General features: G+C 46.8%; 21 protein-coding genes and 1 pseudogene. 10 read left to right on the top strand and 12 right to left on the bottom strand.

Annotated features, from left to right (window positions below; all coding sequences use genetic code 11):
* Positions 1 to 25: 25 nt before the first annotated feature.
* On the bottom strand, positions 26 to 991 hold the full coding sequence (qoxA, locus tag ACWHAR_RS11120; RefSeq protein WP_087920812.1) for a cytochrome aa3 quinol oxidase subunit II: 966 nt from the start codon (positions 989 to 991) through the stop codon (positions 26 to 28).
* Positions 992 to 1,494: 503 nt separating this feature from the next.
* Between qoxA and ACWHAR_RS11115 the strand changes: the two genes are divergently transcribed.
* Entirely contained in the window at positions 1,495 to 1,740 is a 246-nt protein-coding gene (locus ACWHAR_RS11115; RefSeq protein WP_003150926.1) for a GlsB/YeaQ/YmgE family stress response membrane protein, read from the top strand.
* 17 nt (positions 1,741 to 1,757) lie between these two features.
* Here the strand turns inward: ACWHAR_RS11115 and galT are convergent, their stop codons facing one another.
* The 4 genes from galT to ACWHAR_RS11095 form a co-directional block, all read right to left on the bottom strand.
* A complete protein-coding gene (gene galT / locus ACWHAR_RS11110) occupies positions 1,758 to 3,299 on the bottom strand; it encodes a UDP-glucose--hexose-1-phosphate uridylyltransferase (RefSeq protein ID WP_032875756.1) in 1,542 nt (513 codons plus the stop codon).
* Positions 3,289 to 4,473: a galactokinase gene (locus ACWHAR_RS11105; RefSeq protein WP_032875753.1), complete on the bottom strand. Its 1,185-nt coding sequence runs from the start codon at positions 4,471 to 4,473 to the stop codon at positions 3,289 to 3,291. The genes galT and ACWHAR_RS11105 overlap by 11 nt, the downstream gene beginning before the upstream one ends.
* Before the next feature lie 51 nt (positions 4,474 to 4,524).
* A complete protein-coding gene (locus ACWHAR_RS11100; protein ID WP_029325749.1) occupies positions 4,525 to 4,911 on the bottom strand; it encodes a GtrA family protein in 387 nt (128 codons plus the stop codon).
* A 79-nt stretch (positions 4,912 to 4,990) separates the two neighbouring features.
* A complete protein-coding gene (locus ACWHAR_RS11095; RefSeq protein WP_007614590.1) occupies positions 4,991 to 5,614 on the bottom strand; it encodes a TetR/AcrR family transcriptional regulator in 624 nt (207 codons plus the stop codon).
* A gap of 335 nt (positions 5,615 to 5,949) precedes the next feature.
* Between ACWHAR_RS11095 and ACWHAR_RS11090 the strand changes: the two genes are divergently transcribed.
* The 3 genes from ACWHAR_RS11090 (at position 5,950) to ACWHAR_RS11080 (ending at position 7,682) form a co-directional block, all read left to right on the top strand.
* Positions 5,950 to 6,111 (top strand): anti-repressor SinI family protein, encoded by a 162-nt coding sequence (locus ACWHAR_RS11090; RefSeq protein ID WP_003150917.1) that lies wholly within the window; start codon positions 5,950 to 5,952, stop codon positions 6,109 to 6,111.
* Between the two features lie 216 nt (positions 6,112 to 6,327).
* Complete coding sequence (locus ACWHAR_RS11085; protein ID WP_032875750.1) at positions 6,328 to 7,008, top strand: class I SAM-dependent methyltransferase; 681 nt, start codon at positions 6,328 to 6,330, stop codon at positions 7,006 to 7,008.
* On the top strand, positions 7,008 to 7,682 hold the full coding sequence (locus ACWHAR_RS11080; protein ID WP_032875747.1) for a glycosyltransferase family protein: 675 nt from the start codon (positions 7,008 to 7,010) through the stop codon (positions 7,680 to 7,682). Before ACWHAR_RS11085 ends, ACWHAR_RS11080 begins: the two co-directional genes overlap by 1 nt.
* 20 nt (positions 7,683 to 7,702) lie before the next feature.
* On the opposite strand, the gene ACWHAR_RS11075 is transcribed toward ACWHAR_RS11080, so the two are convergent.
* From ACWHAR_RS11075 to cidR, 6 genes and pseudogenes are all read right to left on the bottom strand, one after another.
* Entirely contained in the window at positions 7,703 to 8,305 is a 603-nt protein-coding gene (locus tag ACWHAR_RS11075) for a DsbA family oxidoreductase (protein WP_012118748.1), read from the bottom strand.
* An 85-nt stretch (positions 8,306 to 8,390) separates the two neighbouring features.
* The gene (efeB, locus tag ACWHAR_RS11070; protein WP_032875744.1) at positions 8,391 to 9,647 is read right to left on the bottom strand and encodes an iron uptake transporter deferrochelatase/peroxidase subunit; all 1,257 of its coding nucleotides are present in this window, start codon (positions 9,645 to 9,647) and stop codon (positions 8,391 to 8,393) included.
* An 18-nt stretch (positions 9,648 to 9,665) separates the two neighbouring features.
* A pseudogene (locus tag ACWHAR_RS11065) lies at positions 9,666 to 9,984 on the bottom strand (Efem/EfeO family lipoprotein); the annotation flags it as partial.
* 75 nt (positions 9,985 to 10,059) lie between these two features.
* The gene (thiE, locus tag ACWHAR_RS11060) at positions 10,060 to 10,734 is read right to left on the bottom strand and encodes a thiamine phosphate synthase (protein WP_032875742.1); all 675 of its coding nucleotides are present in this window, start codon (positions 10,732 to 10,734) and stop codon (positions 10,060 to 10,062) included.
* Positions 10,731 to 11,549 carry a hydroxyethylthiazole kinase gene (thiM, locus tag ACWHAR_RS11055; RefSeq protein WP_032875739.1) on the bottom strand — a complete coding sequence of 273 codons (819 nt, stop codon included), beginning with the start codon at positions 11,547 to 11,549 and terminating at the stop codon, positions 10,731 to 10,733. The genes thiE and thiM overlap by 4 nt, the downstream gene beginning before the upstream one ends.
* Before the next feature lie 2 nt (positions 11,550 to 11,551).
* Positions 11,552 to 12,460: a cidABC operon transcriptional activator CidR gene (gene cidR / locus ACWHAR_RS11050; protein ID WP_003150908.1), complete on the bottom strand. Its 909-nt coding sequence runs from the start codon at positions 12,458 to 12,460 to the stop codon at positions 11,552 to 11,554.
* A gap of 106 nt (positions 12,461 to 12,566) precedes the next feature.
* On the opposite strand from cidR, the gene ACWHAR_RS11045 reads away from it, so the two are divergent.
* The 5 genes from ACWHAR_RS11045 (at position 12,567) to ACWHAR_RS11025 (ending at position 15,743) form a co-directional block, all read left to right on the top strand.
* Positions 12,567 to 12,953: a CidA/LrgA family holin-like protein gene (locus tag ACWHAR_RS11045; protein WP_007407725.1), complete on the top strand. Its 387-nt coding sequence runs from the start codon at positions 12,567 to 12,569 to the stop codon at positions 12,951 to 12,953.
* On the top strand, positions 12,935 to 13,615 hold the full coding sequence (locus tag ACWHAR_RS11040) for a CidB/LrgB family autolysis modulator (protein WP_012118753.1): 681 nt from the start codon (positions 12,935 to 12,937) through the stop codon (positions 13,613 to 13,615). The genes ACWHAR_RS11045 and ACWHAR_RS11040 overlap by 19 nt, the downstream gene beginning before the upstream one ends.
* Before the next feature lie 129 nt (positions 13,616 to 13,744).
* Positions 13,745 to 13,939 carry a YwbE family protein gene (locus tag ACWHAR_RS11035; protein WP_003150901.1) on the top strand — a complete coding sequence of 65 codons (195 nt, stop codon included), beginning with the start codon at positions 13,745 to 13,747 and terminating at the stop codon, positions 13,937 to 13,939.
* 153 nt (positions 13,940 to 14,092) lie between these two features.
* The gene (locus tag ACWHAR_RS11030) at positions 14,093 to 14,854 is read left to right on the top strand and encodes a MerR family transcriptional regulator (RefSeq protein WP_032875736.1); all 762 of its coding nucleotides are present in this window, start codon (positions 14,093 to 14,095) and stop codon (positions 14,852 to 14,854) included.
* Entirely contained in the window at positions 14,844 to 15,743 is a 900-nt protein-coding gene (locus tag ACWHAR_RS11025) for a DUF2268 domain-containing protein (protein ID WP_205067862.1), read from the top strand. The genes ACWHAR_RS11030 and ACWHAR_RS11025 overlap by 11 nt, the downstream gene beginning before the upstream one ends.
* Positions 15,744 to 15,832: 89 nt before the next feature.
* On the opposite strand, the gene ACWHAR_RS11020 is transcribed toward ACWHAR_RS11025, so the two are convergent.
* Positions 15,833 to 17,020: a class I SAM-dependent rRNA methyltransferase gene (locus ACWHAR_RS11020; RefSeq protein WP_032875734.1), complete on the bottom strand. Its 1,188-nt coding sequence runs from the start codon at positions 17,018 to 17,020 to the stop codon at positions 15,833 to 15,835.
* 94 nt (positions 17,021 to 17,114) lie between these two features.
* Between ACWHAR_RS11020 and ACWHAR_RS11015 the strand changes: the two genes are divergently transcribed.
* Positions 17,115 to 17,498 carry a VOC family protein gene (locus tag ACWHAR_RS11015; protein ID WP_032875731.1) on the top strand — a complete coding sequence of 128 codons (384 nt, stop codon included), beginning with the start codon at positions 17,115 to 17,117 and terminating at the stop codon, positions 17,496 to 17,498.
* The last annotated feature ends 17 nt before the right edge of the window (positions 17,499 to 17,515 follow it).

The raw sequence follows: 17,515 nt of genomic DNA, 5'->3' as shown, positions 1-17,515 counted from the left end.
GGGCTTCCTCCTTTCTTGTTCAATTTCAATCTTGTTTATCGTCGGATACTTTAAATTCGTTTTTCTTTACATTTTCCCACGGATCTGTTTTAGAGTGCGGTGATACGGCTTTGTAGCCAAGGCGTTTGCGCGCCTCCATCGCATATTCGGCATCTTGGCCGTGGTCAACGTATTTTAAGTGTGTAGAAGAGAACGTTAATTTACCGACATTCTCCGGAAGCATCAGTTCGTCATACTTCTCTTTCGTCAGCTTTGGAGAATCGCTTTGGGCTTTTTTCACCCAGCTGTTAAAGTCTTTTTGCGTAACAGCTTTTACGTTGAATTTCTGGTCGGCAAAGTGTTCGCCGGTGAAGTTCGCGTTGCGGCCTTCATATGTTCCCACTTTGTCAGCCTGTAAGTATTGATCCATCAGCATTCCCGCCATCGCGTATTTTTGTCCCCCAAGCTGAGGAATCCATAGCGATGCCATTGAATCGGCTGAAGAAATTTTAAATAAAACCGGACGGTCTACAGGAATGTTCAGGTAGTTAACCGTCTCAATATCCTGCTCTGGGTAGCTGAATACCCATTTCCAGTCTACCGAAGTAGCATAAACAACAAGAGGCTCTTTATCCTTTGTCGCTTCAGGCGCTTTTTCTAACGAATATATCGTCTGTACGGTAGGCACAGAAAGTGCAATAACAATTAAAATTGGGATCACTGTCCAGACTACTTCTAAGAACGTGTTGCCGTGCATCTCGGGCTTGTAATTTCCGCTGTCTTTGCCTTTGCGGTCGCGGTATTTCACTAAAATGATTGTAAATAGTACGAATACGACGCCGACAATGAACAGCATAAATCCGATTGACAAGAGAATCAGATCTTTCTGCTGGTCTGCTACAGGTCCTTTCGGATCTAAAACGGAAATGTCGCTGCATCCGCCCAGTACGAAAACAACAGCCAACATCGCTATTAAAAGTAACGGTTTAAATGCTCTGAACAAGAAGATCACCATCCTTCCTATTGATGTAGTGAATCTGAAATGTACTTTCTCAAAATCTTTTCTCTATCTACCTTGTTATGCTATCAAAATCTGCCCTTATTAGCTTTATTTTTTTCTAAAGTTCATCTTTTTTTCGACCTAATGTCACAAAATCGTCAAAAAATGCATGAACTTTTTCCACTTGCGCAAATCAAACATAAAAAGTTTTAGATCATTTAGCATATATAGAGAAAAAAGATAGTGAGAACGAATAATACCAAATAAAGGTTTACCATAATAAAAAACGCTGGTCAACAAAAAGTTTCATTTTGTTAAACATTCTACAAAAGAAATATTTTTTCCTTTGCTCACACCTTTTCACACGGTTTCCATTTTAACGCAACGCATTGTGAAAAAAAAGACCGGAACGCGCCTTGATATGTTCATTATAAAAAACGCATTCATATGTTTAATATGGACAAAACGAAGGTAACATATAGGCATAAATAAATAAAAAATAGGAAGTGATATTTATGGGTTTTATCGTATCTCTGATTGTCGCTATTATTATCGGCTGGATCGGAAGTTTATTTGTAAAAGGCAGTATGCCCGGAGGAATCATCGGGTCAATGATCGCCGGTCTGATCGGCGCATGGATCGGGCACGGACTGCTCGGCACATGGGGTCCTCACCTTGCCGGCTTTGCCATCATTCCGGCAATCATCGGAGCTGCGATCGTGGTATTCTTATTCAGCCTGATCGCCAGAAGCAGAGGATAAAAAAAAAGCCTCGTCCCTTATGGGATGGGGCTTTTTTCCGGTAGAGCGCCCAAATGGCGGATAAACCGCCGGAAAGCCGCTCTGCCTTCTTCTGTCTGTTTAAAGACGCCGGCATGCTCCAGTATCCGCGCAAAGGCATGGCCGATTTCCTCTTTCAGAATCTGTTCCGCGTTTTCTTTCGTTATCTTCCGCTTATGCAGCACACTGAGCGCCCAATCTTTATGCGCTGCCGCAGAAGGGTCTGCCGTTAAGACCGCTTCCGGGTCCGGTGAGCACAGCGCTTCAGCCGTGTATTTCATTTCTTGTTCAAGGCGGCCCGGCAGAATCGCAAGCCCCATTACCTCAATCAGTCCGATATTTTCTTTTTTCAGGTGATGAACTTCCTGATGGGGATGAAAAATTCCCAGCGGATGCTCATCAGAGGTGCGGTTATTTCTGAGGACGAGATCTAATTCGAATAAACCGTTTCTCCGCCGGGCAATCGGCGTAATTGTATTGTGCGGTGTTTCTCCTGAATAGGCGAGGAGATCAGCCGCCTCATCGGAATAGCCGCGCCATGCCCGCAGGATGGCATCCGCCGCGCCGGAAAGCTCAGACGCACTCTCGCTTTGCAGGCGGATGACCGACATCGGCCACTTCACAATTCCCAACACCGTTTTCGGATAGTCAGGCAGCCTGTACCGGCTTTCTGTCTCCGCCCGCGCCATCGGGAATTCATAATTGCCCCCCTGAAAATGGTCGTGGCTTAAAATACTGCCGCCGACAATCGGCAGATCAGCATTGGAACCGAGAAAATAATGAGGATACTGGCTGACGAACGACAGCAGCCGGTCAAACGTTTTTTTGCTGATCTTCATCGGTTCGTGCCGGTCTTTCAAAACGATGCAATGCTCCCGGTAATACACATACGGAGAAAATTGCAGAAACCACTGCTCATCGCCGAGAATCACCGGAATGACACGAAGGTTTTGACGCGCCGGGTGATCCGGTCTCCCCTCGTACCCGACATTTTCTTTACAAAGAACACATCTCGGATAATCGGATTGAGGCTGCTCTTTGGCAGCCGCAATTGCTTTCGGATCTTTTTCCGGTTTTGAAAGGTTGATCGTGATGTCCAGCTTTCCGTAAGCCGTCTCAGCCGTCCACCCGACATTCCGCTTTATTCTGTCCGAACGGATATAATACACATCCTCTGAAAATCGGTAAAACGCCTTTGTCGCCTGCTCCGGCCCGTGCACCGCCTTTGTTTCTTCAAAACGACGGACAATCTCGGACGGCTGCGGGGCAAAGCAGCCCATGATCTTCGCGCTCAGCAGGTCGCGATAGGTGTCTGTATCGGCTGCAATCCGGCCCGTTTCTGCCGCCCATTCATAAATCGGGGCCAATATGTCCGGCAATGATGCCGCCGATTCATTTTCTTTCTGTTCTGAAACTTCCGGATGGGTGATATGCAAAGCTTCATATAAACGGTTTCTTGTATATTCAATATCAAGATAGGAAATCAGCTCTTTTTGCAATCCGTACCGGATTAAACGTTCCACATGCCGCTCAATTGCCATCGTCATCCCCCTTTAGTTCTCTCGCTCCGGCTCCGACATCCGCCGTGTAAAAGTCAGCTTTTCTCCCTGTCTTTTCCTCATAGCGGGCTCCTGCCGTTTCAATAAAATCCGAAACCGCATCGTCCTTGACGATACTGACTGTACAGCCGCCGAAACCGGCTCCAGTCATCCTTGATCCGATCACCCCGCCGTGGCGCCAGGCCGCTTCAGCCAGTGTATCCAGCTCATGACTCGTCACCTCGTAGTCATTGCGTAAAGAGAGATGCGAATCCCTCATTAATTCACCGATATGATGAAGCTGATTGTTACTGAACATGTCGGCGGCCTCTATTGTGCGGTGATTTTCATAGACGGCGTGTTTCGCCCGGCGTCTGTTCACTTCATTCTGAATCAGCTCCGCATGAGCGTCAAAAGCGGAAGGGGTCAGCTCTCCCAGTGATTGAACGGAAAGATGCTTCTGAAGATCACAAAGCGCTTCCCCGCACTCCTTGAGCCTCGTATTATAGCCTGAGTCTGCAAGCGTTCGTTTTTTATTGGTATTTGCAATAACGATCGACAGCCCCGACAGCCCGAGTTTTGTATATTCAAAGCTGAGCGTCCCGCAATTTAGCAGAATCGCATGATGTTTCTTTCCCATTCCGATGGCGAATTGATCCATTATTCCGCAGCTGACGCCGATAAAGGAATTTTCCGCCGTCTGAGCGAGCTTCACCAAGTCGAGCATATCCGCCTCAAGCTCATGGCATTCCTTGAGAATGACCGCCGTAACAAGTTCAATGGAAGCCGAAGATGACAGCCCCGCGCCGTTCGGGATATTTCCCCAGAACACAATATCGAAGCCGTGCGGAAGGGAAAAACCGCTGCCGAGACATTCCGCCATGACCCCTTTCGGATAGTTGGCCCACCCGTCCTCTTTTTGATAACGGATATCATCGAGACTGCATTCCTTTATGCCCGCTTCCTTAAATTGATGAGAGTACATTCTGACGAGCCTGTCCCCTCTCTCCCGGACGGCTGCATATGTACCGATCGTCAGCGCGCACGGAAAGACATGGCCCCCGTTATAATCCGTATGCTCTCCGATGAGATTCACTCTGCCGGGCGCAAAGAAAATGCGCAGGTCCTCCGATTCCCCGAATACATCAGCAAACGCTTTCTTTATTTTGTGCTTCATACGCATCCCCTTTCACCATTACACTTTCCCCCGGGGTGCGGAAAGAAACCGTTATGACACGCCCTCTTCTTTCGCTTTTCTGAAGACAATCCACTTGCTGGCCGCATAGTTGACGACTACGATAATGACGTTATCGGCGATTTTCGCCAACGTTTCGTTCATATGAAATTGACTGACCAGAAGAATCATCATGGCGAGATCGATGGCGAGAGACAATACCCGCACGCTGAAAAAGGCCGTCAATTCTTTCATCAGACTCCGCATCCCCGCGGTCTTTTGCTGAAATACATACAGTTTATTCGTGACATATGCAAATAGAACGGACAGAATCCAAGCTGCGACGGTCGCCGCCTTGTAATCCATCTCAAAGGCCGACGTCAGAATGTAAAAACTGACGATATTCACGATGGTCGTGAATATCCCCATAATGATATACATCATAATTTCTCTGTAGCGCATGGCAGTTCCTCGCTTTCTGAAAGACTTTTCTAAACCTTTTGTCAAATCAAGAAGAACGTTACCCCGATTTTCTGCCGCTGACAAAAACATAGAGCGCGTCAAACATGCTGCGGAATGTAACCGGCCTTCCCAGCACATTGGATTGCTTAATCATCCCGTCGATGAGCGCGCACATCATGTTAGCGGTATGCTCGGTATCTATATGGTCTTCTATTAAATTTCTCGATTTGAGCCAATTTATGTACATGGTGCTTTCTTCTATCCATAACTTATAAAGACGGATATAAGCTTCATATTCACTGACGACTTTGTAAGTAGGCATATGAACGGCAAAAGACACAACATTCCAGGCAGGCTTGCTGTTTACAAACCGCATCAACAGGCTGGCCGCGCTTGCCGCAGCTTCACAAAGCGTCAACGGCCGTGCTGTTTGCTTTTCTAATTCGTCGAGATAGCCAGTGATGATCCTTTTTTTTATCTGACGCCTGTCTAACAAATGCTTCAGAAAATCTTCCTTGCTTTCAAAATGAACGTAAAACGCGCCTTTGCTGAAACCCGCCGCTTTACTGATGTCATCGATTGAGACTGAATCGTAAGCTCTTTCAATCAGGAGATGAAGGCCTGCGTCAATAAAACTTTCAAATGTTTCTTCTCTCTTAATTTGAAATTTGTTTTTTTTCATTTTTTACCCCAGCTGTTTGATCATTCACTTTATCTTACACCGAATCATTCTTTTGCGGTATTTTTTATGCAAAAAGAATATGCTAGTCGACGCTTTGAGGGTAAATGTTAATAGGTCATATGATTTATTTTTATTTGCATACTATCCAGTCAGTATTTATTTGTTTATTATTATACGTAAGAATTCTTGAAGGATTTTGGTTATTTCAGTCATTTTCTTAGGGAATAGGTAGGTGAATTCATCTTCAATTTGGGATTACCGGCCAACTATGTGTGATATTTGTTATACATTGGCTGCTGTAGCTGGGCAAATCAATTTTTCAATTGGAGGTTCTTATGAAAACTCATGTAATGAAAGATATAGATCAAGATTGGCAATTGTTAATTCAAGAGGCTAGAATCATGGGTTTGCACATTGACGATGTGAGGCGCTTCTTAAATACTGAAAAAGCGGTGAAGAAAAAAACACCAATGAAAAACACCATCCGCCAGCGGTAAGATTACAGGCGGATCCTTTTACTATATGACCTGCCACAGTCCGCCCGCACCCGAGTTTTCAAAGGAACATCCGCAATAAGAGGGGAATCAGAGAACAAACCGTATACCGGACAACCATTCCCGTCCGCATTCCGCAATTGAACAGCCAAACATGGTGATATGAGATCCCCCCGCTGCATATCTTGTGTATATGCCCATTTATGAGGTGATACACAGATGGATACGAATCCCTATTATGATGAAAAACAACAGAACTACTACGAAGGCCTGAATCCTTATTTATTGAACAAAATAGACGAAAACTGGCGGACAGTGCTTGATGTCGGCTGCGGCACAGGCAATTTAGGAGCGGCGATCGAAGACCGCGGAATAACGGTTTACGGCATTGAAGCGTATCCCGAAGCCGCGAAAAAGGCGGAAAGCAAATTGAGCCACGTCCTTTGCGGCGACATTGAATCCGCCATTCTTCCGTACGAATCAGAACAATTCGACTGCATGCTGTTCGGAGACGTTCTTGAGCATCTTATCGACCCGTGGTCCGTGCTGAAAAAGCTTCGCCCGTATGTAAAAAAAGACGGCACGGTGCTTGCGTGCATACCGAATGTCGGCCACATCTCAGTGGTGCTGGAGCTTTTAGCCGGCAAATGGACTTACAGGGACGCCGGATTAATGGATCAGACCCACCTGCGTTTTTTTACCCGTGAAGAGACGCTTTCATTATTTAAAGCCGCCGGCTATGAGGTGAAACGCATTGAAGCGATCCGCGTTGATCACCCCTCTTATCACAAAGCCACCGCATCATTGCACGAAGTATGCGTACAGCTTGGCATAAGGCATGACTTTATGACAGAAGCATCGGCGTATCAATATGTGATTGAGGCCGAGAGGAGCATGTAATGGATTCACATTCATTTCTGTTTGTCGTCTGTGTGAATGACGAGTCGCTGTACTCCCGGTGCAAAAGCCATATCATACAGCTTACCGTCCCCCCTTCATACTCCGTTGATATCATGCCGATATACGATTCAGCAAGCATGGCCTCGTCCTATAACAAAGCGCTGAGACACCCCTCCAAATATAAAATTTATCTGCATCAGGATACCTTTATCATTCATCAGCATTTCCTTCATGACATGCTTCATATCTTTCAATCTCATCAGGAGCTCGGCCTTCTCGGTGTCGCCGGCTGCAAAACCCTGCCGCCGAACGGCATTTGGTGGGAAAGCGGAGAGCGGATGGGAAAAGTGATTGAATACCGGGGGAATGCTTATCACCCGCTGGTCTTTGAGCACGGTGATGAAGACGGCCTGTTTACGCCCGTTGACGCCATTGACGGCTTGTTAATGGCGGCTCAATATGACGTGAAGTGGCGGGAGGATTTGTTTCGCGGCTTTCATTTTTACGACACATCACAGTCGCTTGAATTTCAAAAACACGGCTATCAAGTCGGCGTCGCCTGCCAAAAAGACCCTTGGTGCCTTCATTTTTGCGGCGACTCATTTGACGCCGCGGCTTATGAAGCGGACAGACAAACATTTGTCAAACACTATATGGCAAAGCCCTCTCGCTGATCGAGAGGGCTTTTTTCGGGTTAACGTTTATTCAGTTCCCGCTCAATGATTTGTTCAAAGGTTTCCTTTCCCGCCGCGCCAGGGATTCTCTCATCGCCGATGATAAACGTCGGCACTGCCGTAATGCCGGCTTCCTCATAAGCATGGCGGAGCGCTTCCCGCTGTACGTGTCTGTACGCTCTTGTCTCAAGCGCCTCTTTGAAGGCAGCGCCGTCAAGTCCGGCTTCTTCCGCAAGCTTTGTCAGCACGCCAACGTCACCGATATTTTGTTCTTCCTGAAAGAACGCCTGAAAAACGCGTGTATGGTATTCGCTTCCTTTCCCATGTTCCTTTGCGAAATGAAAGCCTTCAAATGCCAAATCCGTGTAAGGATGCGGTGACACGCGGGGGAACGTGATTTCAACGCCTAAAGACTGCGCCATCGGCTCAATGGAGTTTTTCCACATCTGCCGCTTGGCGGGATCATTCACCGGATCAAGTTTCGGCGAGGGGCTCGGACGCAATTCAAACGGCATCCATTCCACCTGTACGTCCTTGTCCTTGATTGCTTCTTCAAACGCCGCTTTGCCGACAAAGCAAAACGGACATACATAATCAGAATATACTTTAATCTGCAGTGTCATTGTAAGTCTCCTTTCCTTTTCATTTTAAGTTGTAACATATATAGTTACAAGTGTTTTTTAAAAAACACCCTCCATATGGAAGGTGTCACGATTCCAGCAGCCTTTGGGCGATATATTCTCCTTTTTTACAGCCGCCGGGACAGGCGAATAAGGAAGAGCCGATCGTTTGTGTGTATTCATTCAGCGCATCCTTTGCCGCCAAAGCCTTCAGCATCGGGACAAATTGGCGGTCCGGGTCTTTTTGAAAACAGATAAACAGCAGGCCTGCGTCAACATAGCCCGTCTTCGGATCAATTCCGTCCGTATAGGAAAATGCCCGGCGCAGGATCTGTCTGCCGGTTGATTTTGCCACGCTGACATGCGAGTCGGCAGGAATTTGATTCAGCTTCACGGGATCGGTTTCCTTTTTTTGTCCAAAAGGCGCGCCCGAGCTTTTCACCCGCCCGAACGTGTCCTCTTGTTCCTTCAAGGATGAACGGTCCCATATATCTAAAAACATCTTAATTTTCCTAAACGCCATGTACGTGCCGCCCGTCATCCAGTCCGGCTCTCCTGATTGAACCCAAACGATCGAATTCATCAGGTTTTCATCCTTTGTGCTTTGGTTGCCGGTGCCGTCTTTGAATCCGAAGAGGTTGCGCGGCGTTTCCCCGTTTTTCCCGCCGCTTAAGAAACCTTTATTGAGAAAACGGACTTCGCACACGCCTGCTGCCTGTTTCATCAGGTTGCGCACCGCGTGAAACGCCGTTTGTTCATTATCCGCGCAGACCTGTATGACGATATCACTGCCGCCTTGTTTCTTATCGAGCTTGTCGTTAGGCATCGGCGGAATATCGGCGAGGTGCTTCGGTTTTTTATCTTTCAGTCCGAAGCGGTCCTTCCCGTCTTTCTCGAAAAACCCGGGGCCGAAGCCGAAGGTAACGGTCAAATTCGCCGGGGCCAGATCCTGCGACTCCCCGGTATCCTGCGGAGGTATATATTTATTTTTCTGTTCGCCCGACGGGACGGCGCCTGAAGTCAGCAGCTGCGTCAGGCTTGTCCATTGTTTGAAAAGGGAGATGACATCGGCTTTGTCGCTTGACATGACATCAAGCGCTGCAAAATACACATACGTCTGATGCGCCGTTGTGATTCCTGCTTGGTGCTTTCCGTAAAAAGGAACGATTTGATCACGATCACTTTTTTCATCATTCTTCTTTGAAGCGGTGGCCGCCGGTTTGAAGAGCGGCGCGAGTCCTCCGAGGCCGCTCGCTCCGACAGCGACGGCGGCGCCCGCGACGGCGCCCCACTTCAGGACATCCCGTCTGTGGATCTGTTTTTCCTTGTTTTGTTCATCACTCATGCTGTGTCTTAACTCCTTTTAAAGCACATCGGCAATCTTCGCCATGGTTTCAGAAAGGGCCGTCAGCTTCGTGCTTATCTCTCTGATTTGATCTGTACTTAATGTATCACAAGACGTATACGATTGATCGCACGTTTTGATTTCGACATCAAAACTTCAAATTCGCTGAATTCCGCATCAAGTTTTTCCGTGACCTCGAAATGATCTCTCACTGCGCGCTTTTTACTGGTTCATAGAGTGCTTTTAAGCCTTCGGCGCCGGCGGTGATTGGTTCAGGCATCACTTTGAGCAAAGCGATAGAGCCGTCAAACACTTCGGTCGATATTGCAAGCTGATTGCCCTGTTCTTGACATACGGCTTATATTCTCCAAGTCCGTCACTGCCTTTTTGCGCACACAGAAAAAGGGCCGCCCTATCGGGACAGCCCTGCTTTGGAGCGCTGAATTTCCTCTGAAAACTTCCGCGCCGCCGCTTTTGGATCTTCGGCTTGGCTGATGGCGCTGATCATGCTGACGCCGTCTGCCCCCGCTTCAATGACGGGCGCCGCGTTGTCAGCCGTAATGCCGCCGATTCCTACAATCGGAATAGTGATGCCCTGACGCCTTACCTCTTCAATCAATGTAACGCCCTGCACAGCTTCAGCATCTTTTTTTGTTTCGGTCGGATAGACCGGGCCCATTCCGACGTAATCGGCTCCGGCGGCTTCCGCCCGCTTCACCTCGGAGACGTTATGTGCTGACACACCGAGAATCATATCGCCGATTGCCGCTCTCGTTTCTTCGGCGTCTGCGTCATCCTGTCCGATATGCACTCCGTCCGCCTGAAGGCGCAAGGCCAATTCGACATCATCATTAATGATGAAAGGAATCCCGGCCTGCCTGCAGACATCCTGCACCTGCTTCGCGAACAGGACACGTTCATCCCCTGTTAAAGAACCGCTCCCCTTTTCCCGAAATTGAAAAAGCGTAGCGCCGCCCTCAATGGCTTTTTTCACCACAGAAACGGGGTCTGCGCTTGTATTGTTTGATCCCATAATAAAATAAACCGATAACATATCCTTCATCATTTCCCGAGAAATACGCGTCATTTTTCTGTCACCCTTTCAATTGCAGCAAGCTCGGCCGCTTCTTGTTCTGAGATGCTTGCCAGCTTGTTTAAAAGCTCAATCTGGAAGCTGCCCGGCCCCTTTTGGGAGGTGTCCAAAGCGGCAAGCTGAGCGGCGCTTCCGTATACAGAAACGGCTGAAACGGCCGCTTGCAGAACGTCCTGCTCCGCTGCGCAGAAGGCTCCGATTACAGACGTCAGCAGGCATCCCGCCCCCGTCACCTTCGTCAGCAGTTTATCACCGTTATGTACGGCGTATGTGTCGGTGCCGTCGGAGATGACGTCGGTTTTTCCGGTAATCGCAATGACCGTCTTCAGCCCGCTTGCAGCCGTCTTAGCGAGGTGAACCACATCTCCTCCGGCTTCCCCCGCATCCACGCCTTTTATCTTCCAATCAGGGGCGCCGGCAATATTGGCGATTTCCGCGGCATTTCCGCGAATGGCGGACAAGCGGACCTCCTGTATGATCTTGCGGGCTGATGCCGTCCGAAACGGCGTGGCGCCGGCGCCTACCGGATCAAAAATGACCGGAACACCGTTTTCATTGGCCGATTTTCCGGCTGCAATCATAGCTTCAACCGACGCCGAACTGAGGGTGCCTATATTCAGGACGAGCGCTCCTGCGATTTTCGCCATGTCGGCGGCCTCCTCAATTGCATAAGCCATAACGGGCGATGCGCCGAGCGCGAGCAGTCCGTTAGCGGTGAAGTTCGTGACGACATTATTGGTGATACTGTGAACGAGCGGGTTTTGATCCCGCACTTTACTCAAGTGTTGAGCTGCGGTTTGTGCGTCCATGCTTAATCATCCTTTTTTCTCTTTTTCGGATTCCATAAATACGATTTCGTATGCTCCAGCCAGGCTCTGGCGGCAAAGGACATATAGCGGTCTTTCCGCCAAATGATGGCTAAATGCCACGGAATAACCGGATGAACGAGCGGAATGGTTCTGACTTTGTCAGGATCAAGACCGCGGCAGATTCTTTCCGGCAGCAGGCCGATACCGAGATTGGCGGATACCATTTCGCTGATAAAGTCCCACTGTGACGTTTCATAAATGACGTGCGGCCTGAATCCGGCTTTCACGCATTCCGTCATAATTCGATTATGAAGGACAAAATCCTCCCTGAAAAATATGAACGGCTCTTCTTTCAATTCGTGAAGACTGCATTCTTTCTCGTCGGCGAGCCGATGTGACGGATGGACGACGAGCATAAGGGTTTCCTTGACGATTGTGAACGTATGAAAAATCTCTTCATTCGCGGGAAGCACGACGACCCCGATATCAAGCGAGCCGTCCTCCACCCCTTGCTGCACTTTAATAGAGCCGTCCTCAACAAGCTGAAACGTCACATCGGGATATGTGACGCGGAAGTCACCGAGCACTCTCGGGAAAAAGCCGGACCCGATCATCGGCGGAAGACCGATGCGGACGTGCCCTTTCTTCACTTCCATAATATCGTTCAGCTCTGACGTCAGGTTTTGGAATGACTTTGTGATTTCCTGCGCCTGCACATACATGCTCTGCCCGGCGTCAGTCAGTTCAACTTGCCGGCCATTGCGGTAAAACAGCTTAATGCCGAGCTCCGTCTCCAGGTTTTTAATCATTTTTGAGATTGTCGGCTGTGAAACATACAGCGACTGTGATGCCTTCGTAAAGCTTTTCAAACGGGCCACTTCCAAGAAATACGTTAAGTGCCGGATATCCATTACATTTCATCCTTTCTATAGACAAAAGGAATACACATTATTCTTTATATGTATTTTACCTATAGCAAAACCTTCTGTACAATATAAATATAAGGGAGGCATCATTATGAAAAAATTGCTGCTTACCGTTATTCAAATCGCTCTGCTGTTTATATTTGCGCGTCTGATCAATTGGGTCACGGCGGCTCTTCATATAAATATTCCCGGCAGTATAATCGGGATTGTGATTCTTTTCACATTATTGCATTTCAAGATTATCAAACTTGAATGGATTGAGCTTGGCGCAGCATGGCTCCTCGGTGAGCTGCTGCTGTTTTTCATCCCGTCTGCCGTCGGAGTGATTGAATACGGAGATATTATGTCTAAGTTCGGCGTAAGCATTTTACTTGTCGTCGTCATCAGCACATTTGTCGTGATGGTTTCAACAGGTACGCTTACACAGCTGATAGCAAAAAGAAAGGAGAAAAAACAAACGTGTTCATCGGAATCATAAGTTTATTCTTAACTGTCTTAGTATATTTGGGCGCGAAAAAACTCTACATTCGTTTTCCTCGGGTGTATACGTCGCCGCTTCTGATTACGCCCGCTGTTTTGGTCGTACTGCTGCTTCTTGTCAATGTCCCGTATCAGACATACAATCTCGGCGGCGGACTGCTGACCGATATGCTTCAGCCGGCAACAGTGGCGTTCGCTATCCCGCTTTATAAATATTTCCCGATTTTAAAGAAATACGCCGTGGAAATTATTTTGAACGTAGCGGTTGGTTCATGTATCGCCATTTTGTCAACAGCCTTTATCGCAAAATGGTTCCATCTCGGCAGCAGCTTAGTCGACAGTCTCGTGCCGCGATCCGTGACGACGCCGATTGCCATGAACGTTTCAGAAATGATCGGCGGGATGCCGGCCGTTACAGCGGTTTTCGTCATTTTAACGGCTTTATTGGGAACGATCATCGGGCCGATGGTCATCCGCTATTTCCGCATTGATAACGAAATTGCCCGGGGCGTGCTGCTCGGAACTAGCGCGCACGGAGCGGGAACATCTAAAGCATTTGAGCTCAGCTCCGTATCAGGAACGATCTCAAGCGTGTCGATGATCCTCGCCGCGATTATGACACTGTGCGCGGCCCCGATTTTGCTTTCGTTTATGTCATAAAAGACTGCTCCTTACAGAGCGGTCTTTTTTTAGTTGCCATGAAGAATTGATTTGTCTGTCCTTCATAAAAAGACGAAAACACGATATGATAAGACATGAAGTGAAAAGACTGAAGAACGGATGTGTCATATGAACGGCCAGCAGCGAAGCAGCATCAGAAAAGGACTTGAAGTCGATATCGTCCTGAAAGCCGATCAGCGTTCAGGAAAGCTGACAAGAGGGATCGTGAAGGATATTTTGACGAACTCAAGCTTCCACCCGCGCGGCATTAAGGTCCGCCTTGAAGACGGGCGAATCGGCCGGGTGCAGCACATTATTGAATAGAAAAAAGCCGGAGCTTCACGCCCGGCTTTTTTTCTTTAATTTCAGCAATGAACTCCTCATATGTTCCCCTTTATATACAAAAAATTTTTAACCAACTATTGACTCTTACGTTGCGTAATACTTTAGAGTAGCCATTAAGGAGGCGGCAAACGTATGGGTATGAAAGTAAAAGAAGTAGCTGAACTGATTGGAGTAAGCATACGCACTCTCCATCATTACGATCAAATTGGATTATTGACTCCTCAGGAAACGACCGATTCCGGTTATCGGCTTTATTCTGAAGAGAATCTTGAACAGCTGCAGCAGATACTATTTTTCAAGGAGCTCGATTTCTCCTTAAAAGAGATTAAAGAAATCATTACTAATCCTTCATTTAACCGAAGGGAGGCATTCATTTTACAAAAGAAAATGCTGATTGAGAAACGGAATAGAGTCGATAAGATGATTGAAACCATCGATAAATCAATCAAACATATGATGGGAGAGATTTGCATGACGAACAAAGAGCGGTTTGAGGGAATTAACTTTAATGATAATCTTTATGAACAAGAAGCCCGCAAACGGTGGGGTGATCAACCTGTCGATAAGGTAAATATTAGATTGAAAAACATGACTGATGGTGAGCAAAAAGATTTATCTGATAAGTGGACTGCAATGTTCAATAAATTTGCACTCCTTATTAACCAATCTCCTGAGTCCCCAGACGTACAAACCGCTATCAAAGAGTGGTTTGATTTTCTCAATGAAAATTTTGGTGAATATTCTTTTGATGCCTTTTACGGATTAGGTCAACTCTATATTGAAGATGAACGCTTCACTAAGAACATCGACCGGTATGGTGAAGGGTTGGCGAAGCTCATGAGTGATGCCATTACAATTTATATAGATACTCAAAAAAAGGGTGATGCCCATTAAAATCATTATCGAGGATACAATTGGGCAATACGAAACGTTATTTTCAATGATTGAAAATAGAGAAGATTATTATCGGTATTCAATGATGAAACCTTTTGAAGATATGTGGAAAAAGATGAATGTTCCCTTAAAGGCAAAGGAACCTAACGGATATGATGTAATCATGGCTTCAAATATGCTGGGCTATCTGAGCATATTTGATACGGAAACCGGAAGAAAAGCATTAGAGAATCTAAAAGAAATTCAAGCTCTTCAAATTGCATATGGCACTTTAACTCATTGTGTAGAATTTATCAAACAAAACCGCTTAAAAATAAATGCTGATGAAATAAGGTTTGGGATGTATCTGGCTAATCAAAAAAAGCTTGAATTACATAGAGGGTATTGTGGATTCGGAGGAATTCCGGGATTTATTCAAGTTTCAATATTCCCCAATTCATATAACATACCGAGACTGCCTGCTGTAATCGCACATGAATTTCATCATAATATTCGTTTTTCGTATTTCAATTGGGACTATGGGAACGTAACGGTTGGTGATTACTTAATTATAGAGGGGCTGGCAGAATCGTTTGCCAAAGAACTTTACGGAGAAGCTCTGTTAGGTCCCTGGGTTACTTCTTTTGAAAAAGAAGACTTAGAATACTCAAAAGAAATTATCAAAGACTCATTAAATGTGAAAGGGTTTGCTGAGGTCAGCAGTTACATGTTTGGTGACACCTTTGCAGCCGAACAAGGTTATCAGCCTGTCGGCTTATCACCGTTTGCAGGTTATGCGGTTGGCTACCAAGCGGTGCAATCCTTCATGAAAGCCAACAATGTGGGGATTAGAGAGGCCACTTTACTTGGCACAGATGAGATACTAAGTAATAGCGGGTTGTTTCTTTAAACAGTAAGATATGAAGATTATTTTATCCCGTATTAAAGCGATGGAAGAGGGTTTTCTTTTCCCCTCTTTCCACGCTATAAATGATCATCCTATTTTTTCCGCAAGAAAACAACCTTCAAATAATTTCCTTCTTTAAACGCGGGAATCGTTTTGAAATCTTCCGGAAGCGTGTATTCTTCCAAAATGTCGTAACGCTCATTTGTTTCTTTAAAGGCGGTCTCTATAAAACCTTTAAATTTCTTCATATTGAAGGCGCTGCTGTTTGTCGAAGCGACGATGATGCCGTTTTTTGCAGTGATGGCGATCGTTTCCTTCAACAGGTTTTTATAATCTTTCGCTGCGCTGAACGTCCGTTTTTTTGTGCGGGCGAAAGAAGGCGGATCAAGGATGATGAGGTCAAACTCCAGCCCTTTTTTCTCCGCATAGCCGAAGTATTTGAAAACATCCATGACTTTAATGTCATGCGCCTCATAATCAATTCCGTTGGCGCTGAACTGTTCAATCGTTTTTGCGAGACTGCGGTTGGCGACATCGACGCTGGTCGTTTTCTCAGCTCCGCCAAGCGCCGCCGCGACAGAAAATGCCCCCGTATAAGAGAACGTATTCAGCACCCGTCTGCCGTTTGCATACTTATCCCGAATCGCTTTGCGCACATGACGCTGGTCTAAGAAAATGCCCGTCATCGCCCCGTCGTTTAAATCCACCGCGTACTGTATGCCGTTTTCTTGAACAATGACCGGAAAATCTCCTCTTTCACCTTTGACAAAATCGTCGTCTTCCACGTATTGCCCGGCCGTATCGAATCGTTTCTTTTCATAGATCGCTTTATATGAAAGCTCCAGTCCGTCAATCGCCTCAATCATGCTGTCCTTATAAGCGTAAATGCCTTTACTGTACCATTGAATCAGCAGATAACCGTCATAAAAGTCAATCGTGACGCCGCCGATGCCGTCGCCCTCACCGCTGAACAGCCGGAACGCCGTCGTATCGGGCGCCTTAAACAGATGGGCTCTTGCTTCAGCCGCTTTTTTCAGCTTGTCCAGAAAGAAACGTCCGTCGATCCGTTCATCTCTCGCGCGGGACAGCACCCAGCCGACTCCTTTATTCTGCAAGCCGTAATAGCCTTTTCCGATAAACTCACCCTTCTCGGATGTCACATCAAAAAGATCGCCCTCTGTTAAGTGAGCCGAGCTTCCGGACAGAGCGTCTTTTTCAATCAGGGGGAATCCTTTTTTCAGCTTTCCGGCAAATGTATCTTTCACTGTAAGTAGCTTCATTGTGCATTCCTCTTTCGTTTTGCTTTCTCTTATCGTACCATAAAACATGATCAACACCGCATTGTCCCGAAAAATTCAAAACAGGGGGAAAACCATGACAGCCAAAAGAATCGACCATACAGGCATTATGGTCAAAGATATTGAAACATCCATCGCCTTTTATCAAGACGTTCTCGGTATGCAGTTAAAGGATCGTATCACTCATACGAACGGCATTATTGAACTTGCCTTTCTCGGCTTTCAAGAAGGGCCGGAGACAGAAATTGAGCTGATCCAGGGCTATAGCAGCGAGCTTCCCGCAGAAGGAAAAGTGCATCACATCGCTTTATTAACTGAAGATATCGCGGCGGAGTTCACGCATGCGAAGCGTCAGGGCGCCGTATTTATCGATGAAGAAATCACGACGCTTCCGAACGGGTACCGCTACTTTTACATTGAAGGACCTGACGGCGAATGGATCGAATTTTTCCAGCGTTAAAAAAAACGGGCGAAGGC

The organism is Bacillus sp. LR--39, assembly GCF_053613335.1.
The sequence above is the reverse complement of the archived record's forward strand: the minus strand, read 5'-3'. Positions and strand labels throughout refer to the sequence as shown.